Source organism: Dapis hubbardiae BLCC-M172 (genome assembly GCF_050016015.1).
Lineage (GTDB): Bacteria > Cyanobacteriota > Cyanobacteriia > Cyanobacteriales > Microcoleaceae > Trichodesmium.
On the sequence record NZ_JBNHEQ010000064.1, the window covers coordinates 1 to 18,671 of the forward strand.

Annotated in this window: 5 protein-coding genes; all 5 read right to left on the bottom strand. The window is 39.2% G+C overall.

Going from position 1 to position 18,671, the window contains the following annotated elements:
• Nucleotides 1-213: 213 nt before the first annotated feature.
• Nucleotides 214-1,695 (bottom strand): flavin-containing monooxygenase, encoded by a 1,482-nt coding sequence (locus ACP6PK_RS06370; RefSeq protein WP_426558737.1) that lies wholly within the window; start codon nt 1,693-1,695, stop codon nt 214-216.
• Between the two features lie 143 nt (nt 1,696-1,838).
• Nucleotides 1,839-2,534: a lipocalin-like domain-containing protein gene (locus ACP6PK_RS06375; protein ID WP_426558739.1), complete on the bottom strand. Its 696-nt coding sequence runs from the start codon at nt 2,532-2,534 to the stop codon at nt 1,839-1,841.
• 92 nt (nt 2,535-2,626) lie between these two features.
• Nucleotides 2,627-6,730 (bottom strand): alpha/beta fold hydrolase, encoded by a 4,104-nt coding sequence (locus tag ACP6PK_RS06380; protein WP_426558741.1) that lies wholly within the window; start codon nt 6,728-6,730, stop codon nt 2,627-2,629.
• 229 nt (nt 6,731-6,959) lie between these two features.
• A complete protein-coding gene (locus ACP6PK_RS06385; RefSeq protein ID WP_426558743.1) occupies nt 6,960-12,743 on the bottom strand; it encodes a type I polyketide synthase in 5,784 nt (1,927 codons plus the stop codon).
• 110 nt (nt 12,744-12,853) lie between these two features.
• Nucleotides 12,854-18,523, bottom strand: coding sequence for a type I polyketide synthase (locus ACP6PK_RS06390; RefSeq protein WP_426558745.1), 5,670 nt, complete (start codon nt 18,521-18,523; stop codon nt 12,854-12,856).
• Between the last annotated feature and the right edge of the window lie 148 nt (nt 18,524-18,671).

The following is an 18,671-nucleotide window of genomic DNA, read 5'->3' on the forward strand; positions in this document are numbered from 1 at the left end:
TCTCCCTAAAAGGGAGAGGTAATTATCAATTATCCATTATCAATTATCAATTAATTAACACTTATACTTTTTCAGCAAACCCTAATTAAGAATTATGTTGTCCTTGTTAATTTTTGTGAGAAACAAAAACTTAACCAAACAAACTAAGTATACAAGATTTTTGTTTCTACACAAAAGTATTTTGACAAAATAATTATCACCTTTAATAACAGGTTAAGAAAAATTAAAGTCCTTGGGATTAGCTTGAAAAGTGGTCAGCCAATAACGTGCAGTTGAAAAAGGCCAATTATTGACAATTTTGCCAGTCTTTGTTTTGTACCAACTACTACAATTACCACTCCACGCAGTTTTAGCAGCAGCAATCTGTATTTTTTTGTTATACTCAGAATTAATATCAGACTTCACATCTAAATATTTCTGTGACTGCTTCTGCATCATTTTGATACAAGAAAGAATATAATGAACTTGACATTCAACCATAAAAGTGATTGACTGAGTACCTGTATTTGTATTAGGTCCATAAAGCATAAACATATTAGGAAATCCAGGAACCATAATGCCTTTATATGCTTCTGAGCCATCCTGCCATTTGTCTTGTAACAATTGATTGTTCAAACCAACAATTTTAAGTGATGATAAAAGGACTGTATTAAATCCTGTGCCAAATATTAAGGTATCTATGGGATATTCCCTACCATCTTTGGTAATAATTTGATTCTGATTAATAGTTTTAATTTCATCAGCAACTACTTCTACATGAGGAAGTTGTAGAGCTGGATAATAATCATTGGAAACTAAAATCCGCTTACAACCAATTTCATGGTCTGGTTTCAGAATAGCTCTAAGATTTTCATCTTTGACAATTCGATTTCTTATGAAATTAAGCAAACCAGTAACAAGTTTTCCGGGGATAGTATCTTGTTGTACTGTTATATAAATAACAAAATATTCCAGGGCTAAATACAAGAACCATCGGTACAATCTAAGTATGAATGGGAAAGTTTTACCTAACCAATGAAAAAAGTTTGAAAATTTAAAATCAGGTTTAGGTGAAATCCATGGAGCGCTACGTTGAAAAACAATCAATTTTTTCACTTGTTGAGCGATAATTGGAATAAACTGAATTGCACTTGCACCAGTACCAATTACTGCTACTGTTTCATCCTTTAAATCATGGTCATGATTCCAACGAGCGGAATGAAATTGAGTTCCCGAAAATGTTTCTAGACCATCAATATGAGGAATTTTTGGTTGATTTAATTGTCCACAAGCACTAACTAAAATATTCGCAGAAAATTCTTCTCCAGAAGCAGTATAAATACGCCAAATATTTTTTTCTGCTTCAAAAACAGTCTTAGTAATTTCTGTGTTAAAAGTAATATGTTTTCTAATATCATATTTATCAGCACAGTTTTCTAGATATTCAAGTATTTCTGGTTGTTTGGGATAATTCCGACTCCAGTCAGTTTTGGGTTCAAAGGTATATGAATATAAAATAGATGGTGTATCACAACCACAACCAGGGTATGTATTATCATGCCATGTCCCCCCTACGTTATCTGCTTTTTCAAAAATTTTGAAGGTTGTGATACCAATTTTTTTGAGGTTAATTGCCATACACATACCAGATATTCCAGCACCAATAATCGCAATTTCTAAGTTTTCTTCTGAGTTACTAGAAATTTGTTTATTCATTGTGATTTCTCCAATAATTTTCTCTATATTAAATGTATATTTATTCAGGTAATAATTCAGCCTCGAAAATATAACAAATAGACAAGATATCTATTCTACCTGGGAATAATTATACAACACAGAATCATTTGTAATTAAAAAGCCTAAGAAACAAGTTTCCAAGTTACGCTAAAGAATACAGCTTTGATGTTATTTGAGAGTATAATTTTGCCTTCTGAAAATTCCACATTACGTTCAAGGTCTACACCAACCCAATCAGGAATTACACTAACTTCAACATGGTGAATAACTGTACTATCTCGTAATTCATATTTACCACTGTAAGAAAGATAGTTTCTAGCAGCGCTAAAATATCTCAAGCTTGCCTTAATAGATTTCCCAAGATTGGCGATTAATTTTAGTCCCAATTTAACATCTTTCAACTCTTGCATTTCTTCCATTGAGAGGCCAAGAAGTGGGCGATCTGTGGTCATAATTGTCACAGAAACATATCCATTTTCAGTATATACAAGATAGCCTGTAGGATTTTTACCGTATGGGTAATCAATTTTTTGTTTAGCATCCACAGTGTAAAAATCAGCAAGTTTCCAAGTGCCTACTAAATTATCTTTTGAGATTAAATTATCACTCATTTTTTCTCCTACTAAATCTTTAAGAACATCTGTCTGCCTATTGGCAACAGCTTTTTTTGAATTATAATTTGTTTCTGAACTTATATCTATTAGTTTGTTTTGTTCATAAGTTTTTCCTGAATCGAAAGTATTGCCATAATACGAGGCTATACCTAAGCTAGAAAATAGAAGGAAGGTAGTAATAAACACCCAAATTTTGCGCTTCATAAACTTATTCTTTTTATCCTTGCCTTTTTAGGAAAACCCTCCTTAATTTTAAATTTTATTAGAAAAGGGTGCAAACTTTGCACCCTAATAATTTATTGAGTAATTAATTGTGGTAAAAGTTCTTGAGAAATTAGCTCCAAAAGTAATTTTTGGCTATCTTTCAAAAACATAAACATATGTTTCCCAGGTATCCGATCTATTTTGAGGTTGCTGTTAGTATACTCAGACCAATGAGAAAGTTGGCGATCGCTAAGTGTATTATCATCTACTCCACTAAAACTAGAGATGGGGCAATTTAGTGGCTTTTTCTCTACATAGTGATAGTAGTAACTTTTTAACAGTTGAAAATCTGCCTTAAAGATATTCATTAATTCATTGAAAAGCGATGGATCTTCAGAAATAGTTTTGGGAATTTCTGAAATTTCTAGAAGATAATTGAGTCGTTCTGCTTCTGAAAGAGATTCTATTTTTTCTAACAAAGTATTATCTGATGGTGGAACTACACCACTTAGAAACAACTGCATTGCTTTCAAATTATGTTTTTCTTCGAGAAAATAGGCAAGCTCAAAAGCAATAAACGCTCCCATACTATGACCAAAGAAAGCAAAAGGTTTATCTAAATAAGGAGAAAGGACATCTGCTAAAACCTCAATTAGACTGGCAAAATCTGTAAAAGGTTGTTCCTGAAGACGTCTTTGTCTACCTGGTAGTTGAATGGGTAAAACTTCTATTTCTGGAGGCAAAGCATCAGACCATTGTTGATAGATAGAAGCACTGGCACCCCAGGGGTGGAAGCAGAATAAACGGGTACTTGCATTAGGTTTTGGTTTGTGGTATGCAATCCAACCGCCTTCTTTTTTGGCCTCAACTGGAGTTTGGTCAGAACCACTATCAGTCAATTGTTCAACCAATGCTTCTGCTAATTCCATGATACTAGGACCTTGCAAAATTAAGCTAGCAGGTATAGTTACTGCTAGTTGTTTTTCGATTTTGCTCCGGAGTTCCACAACGCTCAAAGAATCAAAACCTAATTCTAGAACAGATTCGTTGAGGTCTAAACCTTCAGAAGTATTTAATTGCAGTACCTTAATTGCCAACTTCTGCAAATACTCTACTATCATCAACTTACGTTCTGGTGCTGGAGCAGCTTGTAACTTCTCAATATCTATTACTGATGAAGGGGAAACTAAATCTTCTGATTCTGTAGACTTTTGCTCCAACTCTATAGCAGGTTTGAACTGTTGTTGTTTCAGCAACTCTAGTATTTTCGGCACTAACTCCAGTTCACTTTCTGAGAGATTACCTGTTTCTGCTAGTTGCTTGGTTAAAGTTTCTGTTGCTGTGTCTGTTATCTGAGTAAGAGTTGATTCTGATAACCCCGACTTCTCATTTTCTATCCAATACCTTTGTCGTTGGAAAGGATAAGTAGGTAAGGCCACTTTTTGTCGATGATAATTTCCGTCAAATCCTGACCAATCTATTTTTGCTCCCCGAACGTACAATTCTGATAGACTAGAAAGTATTTGCTGCCATTCATCCACATTAGGACGTAATGATGGCAACCACTCACCTGCATCTTCTGGCAAACATCGACGCCCCATACCTAATAATATTGGTTTTGGTCCTACTTCTAGGAAAATATCAATTCCCTGTTGCTGCACAGCATCCATACTTTGGGCAAACTTAACTGGTTGTCGGACATGATCTACCCAATATTTAGCGGTAGTAATACTACTATCTGCCTTTGTCCCTGTGACGTTAGATATTACCGGAATCCTGGGTGTCTTATAGTCAAGTTGATTAGCTATCTCCTCAAACTCCTCTAACATTGGTTCCATTAGAGGTGAATGGAAAGCATGAGATACTTGCAGTTGTTTCGTTTTAATTCCTTCTGACTCTAACTTAGTAGCGATCGCCCTTACCGCTTCTGACTCCCCAGAAATCACCACACTTGCAGGTCCATTAATCGCTGCCATAGCTACTTGATCTGTGTAATTCGTCAGGAGAGGACGAACTTTTGATTCTGATGCCATAACAGAAACCATTTCTCCTCCTGGGGGTAACTCTTGCATTAATCGTCCCCTGGCAGTAATTAATTTTAATCCGTCTTCTAAACTAAAGATTCCCGCTATTGTTGCTGCCACATATTCACCTACACTGTGACCCATGACTACATTTGGTTTGATTCCCCAAGATTCCCATAATTTAGCTAGGGCGTATTCTATGGCAAATAGTGCTGGTTGAGTATAAGCTGTTTGGTGTAGGGGGGATGAATCTTCTTCAGTGTCAGAATACATAACATCTAACAGAGAAATTTTGTCTGATTCTTCTTGTTCCTCAACAATTGCACTGAAAATTTCATTACACCGCTCGATCGCCTGTCGGAAAACTGGTGCTTGCTCATATAATTCCCGACCCATATTAACGTATTGGGAACCTTGACCTGTGAATAAGAAAGCCACCTTTGGTATGGTGCTACTTGATACCTGTCCTGAGAATATTTCCTCAGCCGTTAATTTCTCCAATAGCTCCGCTTTGTTAGCTGCAATAACTGCTAATCTTTGATTCAAATGGGCACGTCCTATATTAGCTGTATAACAAATATCACCTAATTCATCCTCATTATTTTCTTTTTCCAGGTAATTTTGATAACGAACCACCAAATCTGCCAAAGCTTTTTGGGTTCTAGCGGACAAAGTTAATACATGGAGCGATCGCTCTGTCTCATTTTTACTTTTCACCTGTTCTGGTGCTGATTGTAAGATAGCATGAGCATTAGTACCACTCATGCCAAATCCACTAATTCCTGCCAACAGAGGTTTATCTGGTTTTTCCCAAGGTATCGCACTTGTTGCTACCTCTGCCGAAATTTTATCCCAATCAATCTGAGGGTTAGGTTTATTAAAGTGAAGATTTGGTGGAATTTCCTTATTTTGCAGAGCCAAAATAATCTTCATTAAACCTGCAACACCCGCAGCCGCTTCCAAATGCCCCACATTACTTTTCACCGCACCCAAAATCAGAGGATCGTCCTTACTTCTTTCTTGACAATAAACCTCATCGATCGCTTTGACTTCCAGAGGATCTCCCAGAGAAGTTCCCGTACCGTGACACTCAACATAGTCTACCTCTGATGGGTTTACCTTGGCATTGGCCAAAGCTTGCCGAAGTACCTTCTTTTGGGCCTGTTGATTGGGAACTGTCAGGCCACTACTAGGACCATCATGGTTAATCGCAGAACCTTTCACCAGAGCCAAAATGCGATCGCCATCTGCCACAGCATCCCGAAGACGTTTGAGGACAATTATGCTACAACCCTCTCCCCTGGCAAAACCATCAGCACTAGCATCAAAAGTCTTGCAACGACTATCAGGAGATAATCCTCTACTTTTACAGAACCCATGAGTCACAGTGGGATGAAGCATTAAATTTACTCCACCGACTAGAGCCAAGTTAGACTCTCCATTCCGCAAACCCTGACAAGCTATATGCAAAGTAACCAAGGAGGAAGAACAAGTTGTATCTAGGGTCAAAGTTGGTCCTTGCAGTCCAAAAACATAAGCTATCCGACCCGACGAAATATTCATCCCCGTACCTAGACCTAAATAAAAATCAGCCAAGTTATTAGGGAGAGAATTGATGCCAATCAAGGCATAATCATTAAAGCATTGACCTATATATACTCCCGTTTCCGTATTTTTCAAACTCCTGGGTGAAATACCTGCATTTTCTAATGCTTCCCAACTCACTTCCAACAAAAGTCGTTGTGATGGGTCCATCTTATTTGCTTCTGCCCCAGAAATGCCAAAAAAGGCGGGGTCAAACTGGTCTACGGGTTGTTGGAGAAAATAACCGTGGCGAACATAGATTTTGCCTGGTGCTTCTGGATCTGGATTGTAGTATTGGTCATTATTCCATCGCTCTTTGGGAATTTCTACTCTGCCATCTTTTGATTCTCTGAGAAATTCCCAGTAAGATTCGGGAGTATCAGCACCTCCTGGAAAACGACAAGCAGTACCAATAATTGCTATTGGTTCGGTACTTGCTGTTTCAATTTCATTTAACCTAGCAGTTGCGTGTTTGACTGCTAATAAAAGACGTTGCTGATTTGACAGTTCAGCGTTTGCAGTTGCTTCTTGTAGTTCTAAAAAAAGACGTTGCTGATTTGACAGTTGGGTTTGGGAGCTAGCTTCCATGTTTAATTCCTTGTTTGGTACATCTGAGGTTTTAGTTAGTGGGAGCATCTAACTCCCTTTCTCTATATAGGGTTTGGAGACCAAACCCCTACTCTCCTTTTTTTTAATAGCATTCAGCACTCAGCAGGTCAAAAAGCTGTTAACGAAGTTCCTCTTTTGGAGGCTAGCTGAAATGCTGATAGCTGATAGCTAGTTAATTACGGAGAACTGTTAACTGATTGGAACTTTCTTAATTTCCAACATAAATAGACTGATAAAGTTGATTCAGAGCATCATCAATAGCTTCATCCATGTTGTCTGCTGAAAGCTGACTAACCTCTGCAATTAGATTTTTTAAATCAATGGCAGTATCAGTTGTCTCAGACTCAGTTTCCGTCTGCTCAATTTTCGGAATTATTCCCTCTAGATATTCAGCTAAAGTCTGAATATTTGGATACTCAAAAGTAGAAGTTGAGGACAAAGTAATCCCTAAATCTGTCTGAATCATACGGCCAAAATCCAGTGCCATTAGGGAATCCATCCCCAAATTAAAGAATCCTTCTTCTGGGTCTGGTAAATCACTTTTACTCAATCTCAATACTTTAGCAACAATACCAAGCAAATAATCCACAATTGAACTTTGGCGTTGCTCAGTTGTTGCTACCTTCAGTTCTTCTATGAATTCCTGTTGTTTTGGTCCCTGGTTTGCTCCTTTGAGTGGATGCTGACTTGCTATTTCCGATAGAAATGGCGGAGTTGCTGCTCCCAATTGACTCAACAAGTGTGACCAGTCAATATTAAATATTCCTATCTGTGGTTCCTGAGTTGCTAATACTTCTTCTAAAGCTTGTAACCCTTGCTCTGATTGAATTCCTTGTAAACCTTGGCTTTCTATACGACTTTGTTGTTGTGCCCCCATGCGAGCAGCGAGGCCAATATTTGCCCAAGGTCCCCAGTTAATACTCACTCCTGGTAATCCTAAATTCTGACGGTATTGGGCAACTGCATCCATAAAGGCGTTAGCTGCAGCATAGTTACCTTGACCGGGGGAACCTAACATTGATACTAGGGAGGAGAAACAAACAAAGAAATCTAATGGTATATCTTTTGTTAATTTATGTAGATTCCAAGTTCCTGCTACTTTGGGAGCGGTCACTTTTGTGAACTGTTCCCAACTCATTTGTTGGATAAATCCATCATCTACAACTCCAGCAGCATGAATTACACCTTTCAGAGGAGGTAAGGTATCTTGTATCTGTTGGAAAATCTCTACCATATCTTTTTCCACAGACACATCTCCCAATAATACTGAAACTTGAGCGCCTGCTGCTTCTAACTCTTGAATACTTTCCTGAGCAGTTTCTGAAGGAGATTTGCGGCCTAATAAGACTATACTCTTAACGCCTTGTTTGACTAGGAACTGAGCCACTTCTAACCCTAGAGCGCCTAAACCACCAGTAATTAAATAACTTGCTTCGGTCTCAATAGTTAATTTGGCATCATCTGTATCTAACCTGGGTTGAATTAGTCTTGCTACTTGACGTTCTCCTTGACGATAACGGATTTGATTTTCCCAACTGGTTGATGGTTGATGGTTGGCGACCTCATCGAGTAAAACTTTTAAGTTTTCTGATGCCTCAGTATTAGGATCTAGGTCTAAACAACGACAGTATAACTGGGGATACTCCAGAGTTATGGATTTGCCTAACCCCGATAAAAGTGCTTGTTGAGGTTGAATATTACTACTGACTTCTGACTCCTGAGAAGTAAATCCTAATGCAGCACCTTGAGTCACTAACCACAGAGGAGGTGATTGTTCAAGCGATCGCATCCCTTGCAATAGGTTGATAATACTACCACAAATTACCTCTTCTGCTTTTGCTAACTCTGCTACATCTGTATCTAAACTCCAGAGGTGAATCACACCTTGCAAGGGCAATTCTTCTGTTAATTCATTTACCTCATCAAGTAACTTTTGGAAATGTTCGGGGTCTGTTGGAGATAATTGAATCGTTTGTTGTTTTGCTTCTGAAGATAAATTCTTGTAACTATCTCCTGGATAGACAACAATACACTGATGACCTTGTTCTAATAATTGGGAGTTCAGACTATCGCTCCATGGTTTTGACTTACTATTTGATTCCCCTGTAGGACAAAATAGTAGGTAAGTTCCTGGTTCCTGTGTTTCACTAGGAGTCAAAGCAGCAGGTTGCCATTCTATTTGATAGTACCACTGACTAAAATCTAACCCAAAGGTCCTCAACAATAACTTCCGACTTAGTTGACGGAAATCTATACCATTATATTCTGCTAATACTTTCCCATTTCCATTCAGCAAGTAAGTATCACCTAGAAATTCTTCCTTCTCAAAAGAACTTGACTCGTCAATTTTGGTGTAGTACCACAATTCATCATCAATATCAAAATTCTCAAAAAACTTAAAACTCTTCGCTCCAGAAAATACATAAGCAGGAATTTCTATTTCAGTATCAATGAGAGATGTTTGACCATTACCATTATTCTCAGTATTCTGAGACAACTCCCGAACTACTGACAACAGAGCTACTGGCATAAGTCCACAATCAACCATACCAGGATGAGGCCAATATTTCTGCATTTCTTGATTATTTTGAGCTGATTTGATTTTTACCAACCCCTCTGTACCACCTATCCACGCTTTTTCCGTCCATTGGAATGTCGGTCCTAGGTAAAAATCTCCCTTCATAGGTTTCAGTGCAATTGAGTAATATTCATCGCTGGAGAGAGTCTGAGTACATCGGTTTTTGACTGCTGCAATATCAATATTTTCTTTTGGTAACTCTGAGTTCTTCACAGAGCGAACTTTTGCCTTAGCATGAACCGTCCAAGTTGTTGATGGGTCGTATTCTTCTCCTGCTTCACAACTTATCAACTGATAAGTATATTCTGTTTCTTTTTCTTGCTCTAGAAGCACTTGCACTGTACGACTAGAAGTTTCATCTGTTCCCAATATCTGTAAAAATTCAATATCATCCACAACGCAAGACTCGGTGTTTAATGCTTCTTTACCAGCAAGGAAACCAGAAATAATATGAGACGTACCAGGTACAACTATTTTGTTGTAATATTTGTGGTCTTTCAGATAAGAAGGAAACTCAGGTGTTAATTTAGTCTGAAAACGGAATTGTTGGGCAAAGGGTAAAGGTAATTTATGACCTAATACAGAATTTGATGTTCCCTCCTCTGTCAGCAAATCATTACTGACTGAAACAGAATTTGATCCCTGGGAATAGTTCTGTACCCAGAATCTTTGTCGTTGGAATGGGTAAGTAGGTAAGGTAACTTTCTGACGACTATATTGTTGATCAAATCCTACCCAGTCTATCTTTACTCCCCGCACATATAACTCTCCCAGAGAAGCAATAATCTGGGAAAAGTCTGCTGTATCTGGACGTAATGATGGCAACCAAACACCTACATCTGCTGGCAAACACCGACGACCCATTCCCAACAATATTGGTTTCGGTCCTACTTCTAAGAAGATTTCCACACCCTCTTTCTGTAAAGCATCCATACCTTGAGCAAACCTGACTGGTTGACGTACATGGTCTACCCAATATTTAGCTGTTGTGATACTTTCGTCTGCGACCTTTCCCGTAACGTTAGATATGACTGGAATTTCTGGTAGATTATAAGTTAATTCCTCAGCTACTGCTTCCCATTCTGCTAACATTGGGTCCATCAATGGGGAATGGAAGGCGTGAGATACCTGTAATTTTTTGGCTTTAATTTTTTCTGATTCTAAGCTCTTGACTATTTCTCCTACTGCTTCCGCTTCTCCTGAAATTACTACACTTTTTGGTCCGTTTATTGCTGCTATGGCTACTTTATCTGTATAAGGTGTGAGGAGCTTTTTCACTTTTGATTCTGATGCCATCACAGCTACCATTTCTCCTCCTGGGGGTAGCTGCTGCATTAACCGTCCCCTGGCAGTAATTAATTTTAATCCGTCTTCTAAACTAAAGATTCCTGCTACTGTTGCTGCCACATATTCACCTACACTATGACCCATGACTACATCTGGTTCAATACCCCAGGATTGCCATAATTTAGCCAAAGCATATTCTATGGAAAATATAGCTGGTTGGGTATAAGCTGTTTGGTTTAGAGGTGATGACTCAGAATCTTCTGTATATATAACATCTAACAAAGAAACCTGTTCTGATTCTGGTTGTTCCTCCACAATTGCACTGAAAATTTGAGCACATTGGTCGATCGCCTGTCGGAAAACTGGTGCTTGTTCGTATAACTCCTTGCCCATATTAACGTATTGGGAACCTTGACCAGTAAATAAGAAACCTACCTTTGGTAAAGCACTACTAGATACCTGTCCTGAGAAGATTTCCTCCCCTGTTAAACCAGCGCTTAATTTCTCCAATAACTCTGCTTGATTAGCTGCGATAATTGCTAATCTGTGATTCAAATGAGTCCGTCCTGTATTAGCTGTATAACAAATGTCAGCTAATTCATCCTCATTATTTTCTTTTTCCAGATAATTTCGATAACGAACAACCAAATCTGCCAAAGCTTTTTCAGTTCTTGCTGACAGAGTTAATAAATGGAGCGATCGCTCTGTCTCATTTTCACTTTTAACTTGTTGTGGTGCTTCTTGTAAAATCACATGAGCATTAGTACCACTCATGCCAAATCCACTAATTCCTGCCAACAGAGGTTTATCTGGTTTTTCCAAAGGTATCACACTTGTTGCTACCTCTACCGGAATTCGATTCCAATCAATCTGAGGGTTAGGTTGATTAAAGTGAAGATTCGGGGGAATTTCCCGATTTTGCAGAGCTAAAATAATCTTCATTAAACCTGCAACCCCAGCAGCAGCTTCCAAATGGCCCACATTACTTTTCACCGCACCTATAATCAGAGGGTCTTCCTTACTTCTTTCTCCACAATAAACCTCATCAATAGCTTTGACTTCCAGAGGGTCTCCCAGAGAAGTTCCCGTACCGTGACATTCAACATAGTCTACCTCTGAGGGACTTACCTTAGCATTTACCAGAGCTTCCCGGAGTACCTTCTTTTGAGCTTGTTGATTGGGAACTGTCAGTCCACTACTAGGACCATCATGGTTAATCGCAGAACCTTTCACCAGAGCCAAAATGCGATCGCCATCTGCCACAGCATCCCGAAGACGTTTGAGGACAATTATCCCACAACCCTCTCCCCTTGCATAACCATCAGCACTGACATCAAAAGTCTTGCAACGACTATCAGGAGATAATGCTCGACCTTTACAGAACCCATGAGTCACAGTGGGATGAAGCATTAAATTTACTCCACCTGCTAGAGCAAGGTTAGATTCTCCACTCCGCAAACTCTGACAAGCTATATGCAAAGTAACTAAAGAGGAAGAACAAGTTGTATCTAGGGTAAAAGTTGGTCCTTGCAGTCCAAAAACATAAGCTATCCGACCAGACGAAATATTCATCGCTGTACCTAGACCTAGATAAAAATCACCCAAGTTACCAGGTGAAGCATTTTGACCAATCAAGGCGTAATCATTAAAACATTGACCTATATAGACTCCCGTTTCCGTATTTTTCAAACTTCTGGGTGAAATACCTGCATTTTCTAATGCTTCCCAACTCACCTCCAACAGAAGTCGTTGTGATGGGTCTATCTTCTCTGCTTCTGCTCCAGAAATCCCAAAAAAGGCAGGGTCAAACTTGTCTACGGATTGTTGGAGAAAATAACCGTGACGAACATATATTTGACCTGGTGCTTCTGGGTCTGGGTTGTAGTAGAGGTCATTGTTCCAGCGCTCTTTGGGAATTTCTACTCTGCCATCTCTTGATTCCCTGAGAAATTCCCAGTAAGATTCTGGAGTTTCAGCACCTCCTGGAAAACGACAACCAGTACCAATAATTGCTATTGGTTCGGTACTCGCTGTTTCAATTTGACTTAGTTTGGCAGTTGCTTTTTTGACTGCTAATAAAAGACGTTGCTGATTTGAGAGTTGAGTAGTTTCGGAGCTAGGTTCCATGTTTAATTCCTTGTTTGTTAGGTAGGTATTAGGTAGGTAGTGGGAAAATTTTGGTTAAGTTGAGTATCTCTAGGGACGTTCCATGGAACGTCCCTACTTTAATGCCTCCTCTAGATAAACTGATCGAGTTGAGCCAGAGCTTCATCAAGAGCTGCATTTATTTGGTCTTCTGAAAGCTGACTAATCTCTTTAATTAGATTTTCTGAATCAATGGCAGTATCATCTGTTTTAGACTCAGCCTCTTTTTTCTCAATTTTCGGAATTATTCCCTCTAGATATTCAGCTAAAGTCTGAATATTTGGATACTCAAAAGTAGAAGTTGAGGACAAAGTAATCCCTAAATCTGTCTGAATCATTTGCCCAAAATCCAGTGCCATCAGCGAATCCATTCCTAAATTAAAGAATCCTTCCTCTGGGTCTGGCAAATCATTTTTACCCCGCCTCAATACCTTAGCAACAACACCAATCAAATAATCAACAATTAACCTTTGGCGTTTGTCAGTTTTTGCTACCTTCATTTGTTCTAACAACTCCCGTTGTTTTGGCCCTTGGTTTGCTCCCTTGAGTGGATGCTGACTTGCTATTTCCGATAGAAATGCTGGGGTTGCTGCTCCCAATTGACTCAATAATTGTGGCCAGTCTATATTAAATATTGCTATCTGTGATTCCTGGGTAGCTAATACCTCTTCTAAAGCTTGTAACCCTTGCTCTGTTTTAATTCCTTGCAAACCTTGGCTTTGTAGACGACTTTGTTGTTGTGCCCCCATTCGAGCGGCGATACCAATATTTGCCCAAGGTCCCCAGTTAATACTCAATCCTGGTAATCCCAAATTGCGACGGTATTGGGCAACTGCATCCATAAAGGCGTTAGCTGCTGCATAGTTACTTTGACCGGGAGAACCTAAGATAGATGCTATGGAGGAGAAGCAAACAAAGAAATCTAATGGTATATCTTTTGTTAGTTTATGTAGATTCCAAGTTCCTGCTACTTTGGGAGCGGTCACTTTTGTAAACTGTTCCCAACTCATTTGTTGGATGAACCCGTCATCTACAACTCCAGCAGCATGAATTACACCTTTCAGAGGAGGTAAGGTATCTTCTATCTTTTGGAAAATATCTACCATGTCTTTTTCCACAGAGACATCTCCTAAGAATACTGAAACTTTAGCGCCTGCTGCTTCTAATTCTTGAATACTTTCTTTAGCAGTTTCTGACGGTGCGCTACGCCCAACTAAAGCTATACTCTTAACGCCTTTTTCTACCAGGAACTGAGCAACTTCCAATCCTAAAGCACCATTACCACCAGTAATCAAATAACTTGCTTCGGTCTCAACAGTTAATTTGACATCATCTGTATCTAACCTGGGTTGAACTAACCTCGCTGCTTGACGCTCTCCTTGACGATAGCGGATTTCACTTTCCCTGCTGGTTGATGCTTGATGGTTGGCGACCTCATCCAATAAAACTTTTAAAGTTTCTTGTTCCTCAGCATTAGGGTCTAGGTCTAGACAACGACAGTCTAACTGGGGATACTCCATACCTATGACTTTGCCAATTCCCCATAAAAGTGCTTGTTGCGGTTGAGAATTTGTGACAACTTTACCCTCTTGTATATCTGTTTCCTGAGCGCCTTGAGTCACTAACCAAACAGGAGGTGATTTTTCTAGCGATCGCATCCCTTGCAACAGGTTGATGATACTACCACAAATTATTTCTTCAGTTTTACCCAAGTCTACAGCATCAGTATCTAAACTCCAGAGGTGAATAATACCCTTCAAAGGTAACTCATCTGTTGATTCATTTACCTCATCAAGTAACTTTTGGAAATGTTCTGGTTCTGTTGGAGATAATTGAATTGTCTGCTTTTTGTCTTCAGAAGATAAATTCTTGTAACTATCTCCTGGATACACAACAATACACTGATGACCTTGCTCTAATAACTCTGAGTTAAGACTATCGCCCCATCCTTTTGACTTACTATTAGGGCAAAATAGCAGGTAAGTTCCTGGTTCCTCTGTCTCACCAGGAGTCAAAGCAGTAGGTTGCCATTCTGTTTGATAGTACCACTGACTGAAATCTAAACCGAAACTCCTCAACAATAACTTGCGACTTAGTTGCCGGAAGTCAATGCCAATATATTGTGCTATTACTTTACCATCTCCATTCAGCAAGTAAGTCTCACCGCGAAGTTCTCCTTTCTCGAAAGAACTTGACTCGTCAATTTTGGTGTAATACCACAATTCATCATCAATATCAAAATTCTCAAAAAACTTAAAACTCTTCGCTCCAGAAAATGCGTAAGCGGGAACTTCTATTTCACCATCAGTGACAGGTTTTTGACCATTACCATTATTTTCACTATTCTGAGAAAACTCCTGAAGTATTGACAACACAGCTACTGGCACAATTCCAGAATCAACCATACCAGGATGAGGCCAATATTCCTGCATCTCTTCATTGTTTTCCCCTGATTTGATTTTTACCAACCCTTCTTTACCACCTATCCAAGCTTTTTCCGTCCATTGGAATGTTGGTCCCAGGTGAAAATCTCCTTTCGTGGGTTCCAGTGTAGTTGAGTAATATTCATCACTAGAAAGAGACTGAATACATCGTTGTTTTACTGCTGCAATATCAATATTTTCTTTCGGTAACTCTGAGTTTTTAGCAGGTCTCACTTTTGCCTTACAATGAACCGTCCAAGTTGTTGATGGGTCGTTTTCTGTTCCTGCTTCACAACTTATCAACTGATAAGCATATTCTGTTTCTTTTTCTTGCTCTAAAAGCACTTGCACTGTACGACTAGAAGTTTCATCAGCTCCCAATATCTGCAAAAATTCAATATTATCGACAACACAAGACTCACTATTTAGTGCTTCTTTGCCAGCAAGTAAAGCTAAAACAATATGAGATGCACCAGCTACAACTATTTGACCATAATACCTGTGGTCTTTGACATAAGAAGGAAACTCAGGTGTTAACTTAGTCTGGAAGCGGAACTGTTTAGCAAACGGTAAAGCTAACTTATTACCTAATAAAGAACTTGATGTACTGTCATCAGCAACAAAACCATTGTTGCTGACTGAAACAGTAGTCGCCCCCCGCGAGTAGTTTTCTATCCAGTATTTTTGGCGTTGGAATGGGTAAGTAGGTAATACCACTTTCTGACGACTGTATTCTCCATCAAATTCTACCCAGTCTACTTTGACTCCCCGCACATATAATTCTGCCAGAGAAGAAAGCATCTCTGGAAACTGTGCTACATCAGGACGTAATGATGGCAACCACACACCTACATCTTTTGGCAGACATCGGCGACCCATTCCCAACAATATTGGTTTCGGTCCTACTTCTAAGAATATTTCAACACCCTGTTTTTGTAAGGCATCCATACCTTGGGCAAACCTTACTGGTTGACGTACATGGTCTACCCAATATTTCGGGGTTGTGATACTTTCGTCTGCGACCTTTCCCGTAACGTTAGATATGACTGGAATTTCTGGTAGATTATAAGTTAATTCCTCAGCTACTGCTTCCCATTCTGCTAACATTGGGTCCATCAATGGGGAATGGAAGGCGTGAGATACCTGTAATTTTTTGGCTTTAATTTTTTCTGATTCTAAGCTCTTGACTATTTCTCCTACTGCTTCCGCTTCTCCTGAAATTACTACACTTTTTGGTCCGTTTATTGCTGCTATGGCTACTTTATCTGTATAAGGTGTGAGGAGCTTTTTCACTTTTGATTCTGATGCCATCACAGCTACCATTTCTCCTCCTGGGGGTAACTGCTGCATTAACCTTCCCCTGGCAGTAATTAATTTTAATCCGTCTTCTAGACTAAATATTCCTGCTACTGTTGCTGCAACATATTCACCTACACTGTGACCCATGACTACATCTGGTGTTATTCCCCAAGATTCCCATAATTTAGCTAGGGCGTATTCAATAGCAAATATAGCTGGTTGGGTATAAGCTGTTTGGTCTATAGGTGACGTCTCTCCATCAGGATAGATAATTTCTAGGATGGAGTCAACACCAAGTTCTGCTAATATTTCCTCACATTCATCAAGTGCTGCTTGGAATACTGGTGCTTGTTCGCATAACTCCTTACCCATATTTATATATTGGGAACCTTGACCTGTGAATAAGAAGGCAACTTTAGGAGCAGTAGCATTGATTAAAAGTTTTCCAGTAGATATACCCTCTGCTTGCTCTTCTGGTTTGAACTCTCCCAGTTTTTCAACTAATTCTGTTTGGTTTTGAGCAACAACTGCTAATCTGTGGTTAAAATGACCTCTTCCGGTATTAGCAGTGTAACAAACATCTCCTATATCCAAATCTGGATTAGTCTTTAAATAATGATGATAACTGTCTACTAAATCTGATAAAGCTGTAGGAGTCTTAGCTGACAAAGTTAATATATGAACGGGACGAGGCAAATCATCCTCTTCTTTCTCCAGAGTGGGTGCTTCTTCCAAGACAACGTGAGAATTAGTTCCACCTATACCAAAAGAACTAACTCCTGCTCGTAGAGGAGTGCCGTTCCGTTTCCATTCCGACAAAGTATTATTGACGTAAAATGGAGTCGCGCTAAAATTAATCTGGGGATTAGGTTCCTCGTAGTTTAGACTGGGAGGTATTAAATTATGTTTGAGAGCCAAAACAGTTTTAATTAATGCTCCTACACCTGCTGCCGTATTCATGTGTCCCACATTGGTTTTTAGGGAACCTATGGCGCAAAATTGTTTTTTATCGGTATGCTCTGAAAAGGCTTTGCTTAAAGCTTCAATCTCAATAGGATCTCCTAATTTTGTCCCCGTACCATGAGCTTCTATGTATGTAATTGTTTCTGGATTTACATTACCGACAGCTTGAGCTTCAGAAATAACTGCTGATTGACCATTCACACTGGGAGCAGTATAACCCAGTTTCAAAGAACCATCATTATTAATTGCCGAACCTTTAATCACAGCATGAATAATATCTCCATCTGCTATCGCATCTTGCAGTGGTTTCAGTAACACAACTCCCACACCATTAGCCAAAAATGTTCCCGAACTTTTGGCATCAAAAGCTCGACAATGACCATCGTCAGAACCTACCATTCCTTCCTGATATAAGTATCCCACATTTTGAGGAACTTGGATCGAAACACCACCTGCTAGAGCCATGTCACATTCTCCATTGAGCAAACTTTGACACGCTAAATGTACGGCAACTAATGATGTTGAGCAAGCTGTTTGAATAGTTATGGCAGGTCCGGTCAGATTCAGTTTGTAAGCGGTGCGGGTTGCTAAGTAATCTTTGTCGTTAGCAACCATTTGGGCAAAGTAGCGACTATCTAAGACAATAAAATCTTTGTCTGCCAGGTTATACATTAAATAGGTAAGCACTCCAGCACCAGTATAAACCCCGATTGAACCTTCGTAGTTTTCTGGGTTATAACCACTACTTTCTATTGCTTCCCAGGCGCACTCTAAAAAAAGTCGTTGTTGCGGGTCGATTTCTTCTGCTTCTCTTGGACTGTAGTTAAAGAAGTTAGCATCAAACATTTCAATGTCTGAAACAGTAGCACCTACTTTAACATAGTTGGGATTATTAAGTATTTCGGATGGAACACCAGATTTTGTCAACTGTTTATCTGATAATAATGAGATAGATTCAACCCCATTCTTGAGATTCTCCCAAAACTCATCCAGGTTTCTTGCTCCTGGAAAACGTCCAGACATTCCTATGATAGCAATTTCATTATCATTATATTCTTGTTCTTCTGGTTGATTCATAATCTTTATTCTTAGAATTTATAAATTATAGATTTTAGGTCTAGTAGGGTGCGTTAGACGGCAGTCGTAACGCACCATTCTTGGTGTACCACTTTTAGTCCTTACTTAATGGTGCGTTACGGCGCAAGCGCCTAACACACCCTACTAC

Bases quoted from the DNA above. Each gene is read 5' to 3' on its own strand.
- ACP6PK_RS06370 (WP_426558737.1), bottom strand. From the start codon at position 1,695: ATGAATAAACAAATTTCTAGTAACTCAGAAGAAAACTTAGAAATTGCG.
- ACP6PK_RS06375 (WP_426558739.1), bottom strand. From the start codon at position 2,534: ATGAAGCGCAAAATTTGGGTGTTTATTACTACCTTCCTTCTATTTTCT.
- ACP6PK_RS06380 (WP_426558741.1), bottom strand. From the start codon at position 6,730: ATGGAAGCTAGCTCCCAAACCCAACTGTCAAATCAGCAACGTCTTTTT.
- ACP6PK_RS06385 (WP_426558743.1), bottom strand. From the start codon at position 12,743: ATGGAACCTAGCTCCGAAACTACTCAACTCTCAAATCAGCAACGTCTT.
- ACP6PK_RS06390 (WP_426558745.1), bottom strand. From the start codon at position 18,523: ATGAATCAACCAGAAGAACAAGAATATAATGATAATGAAATTGCTATC.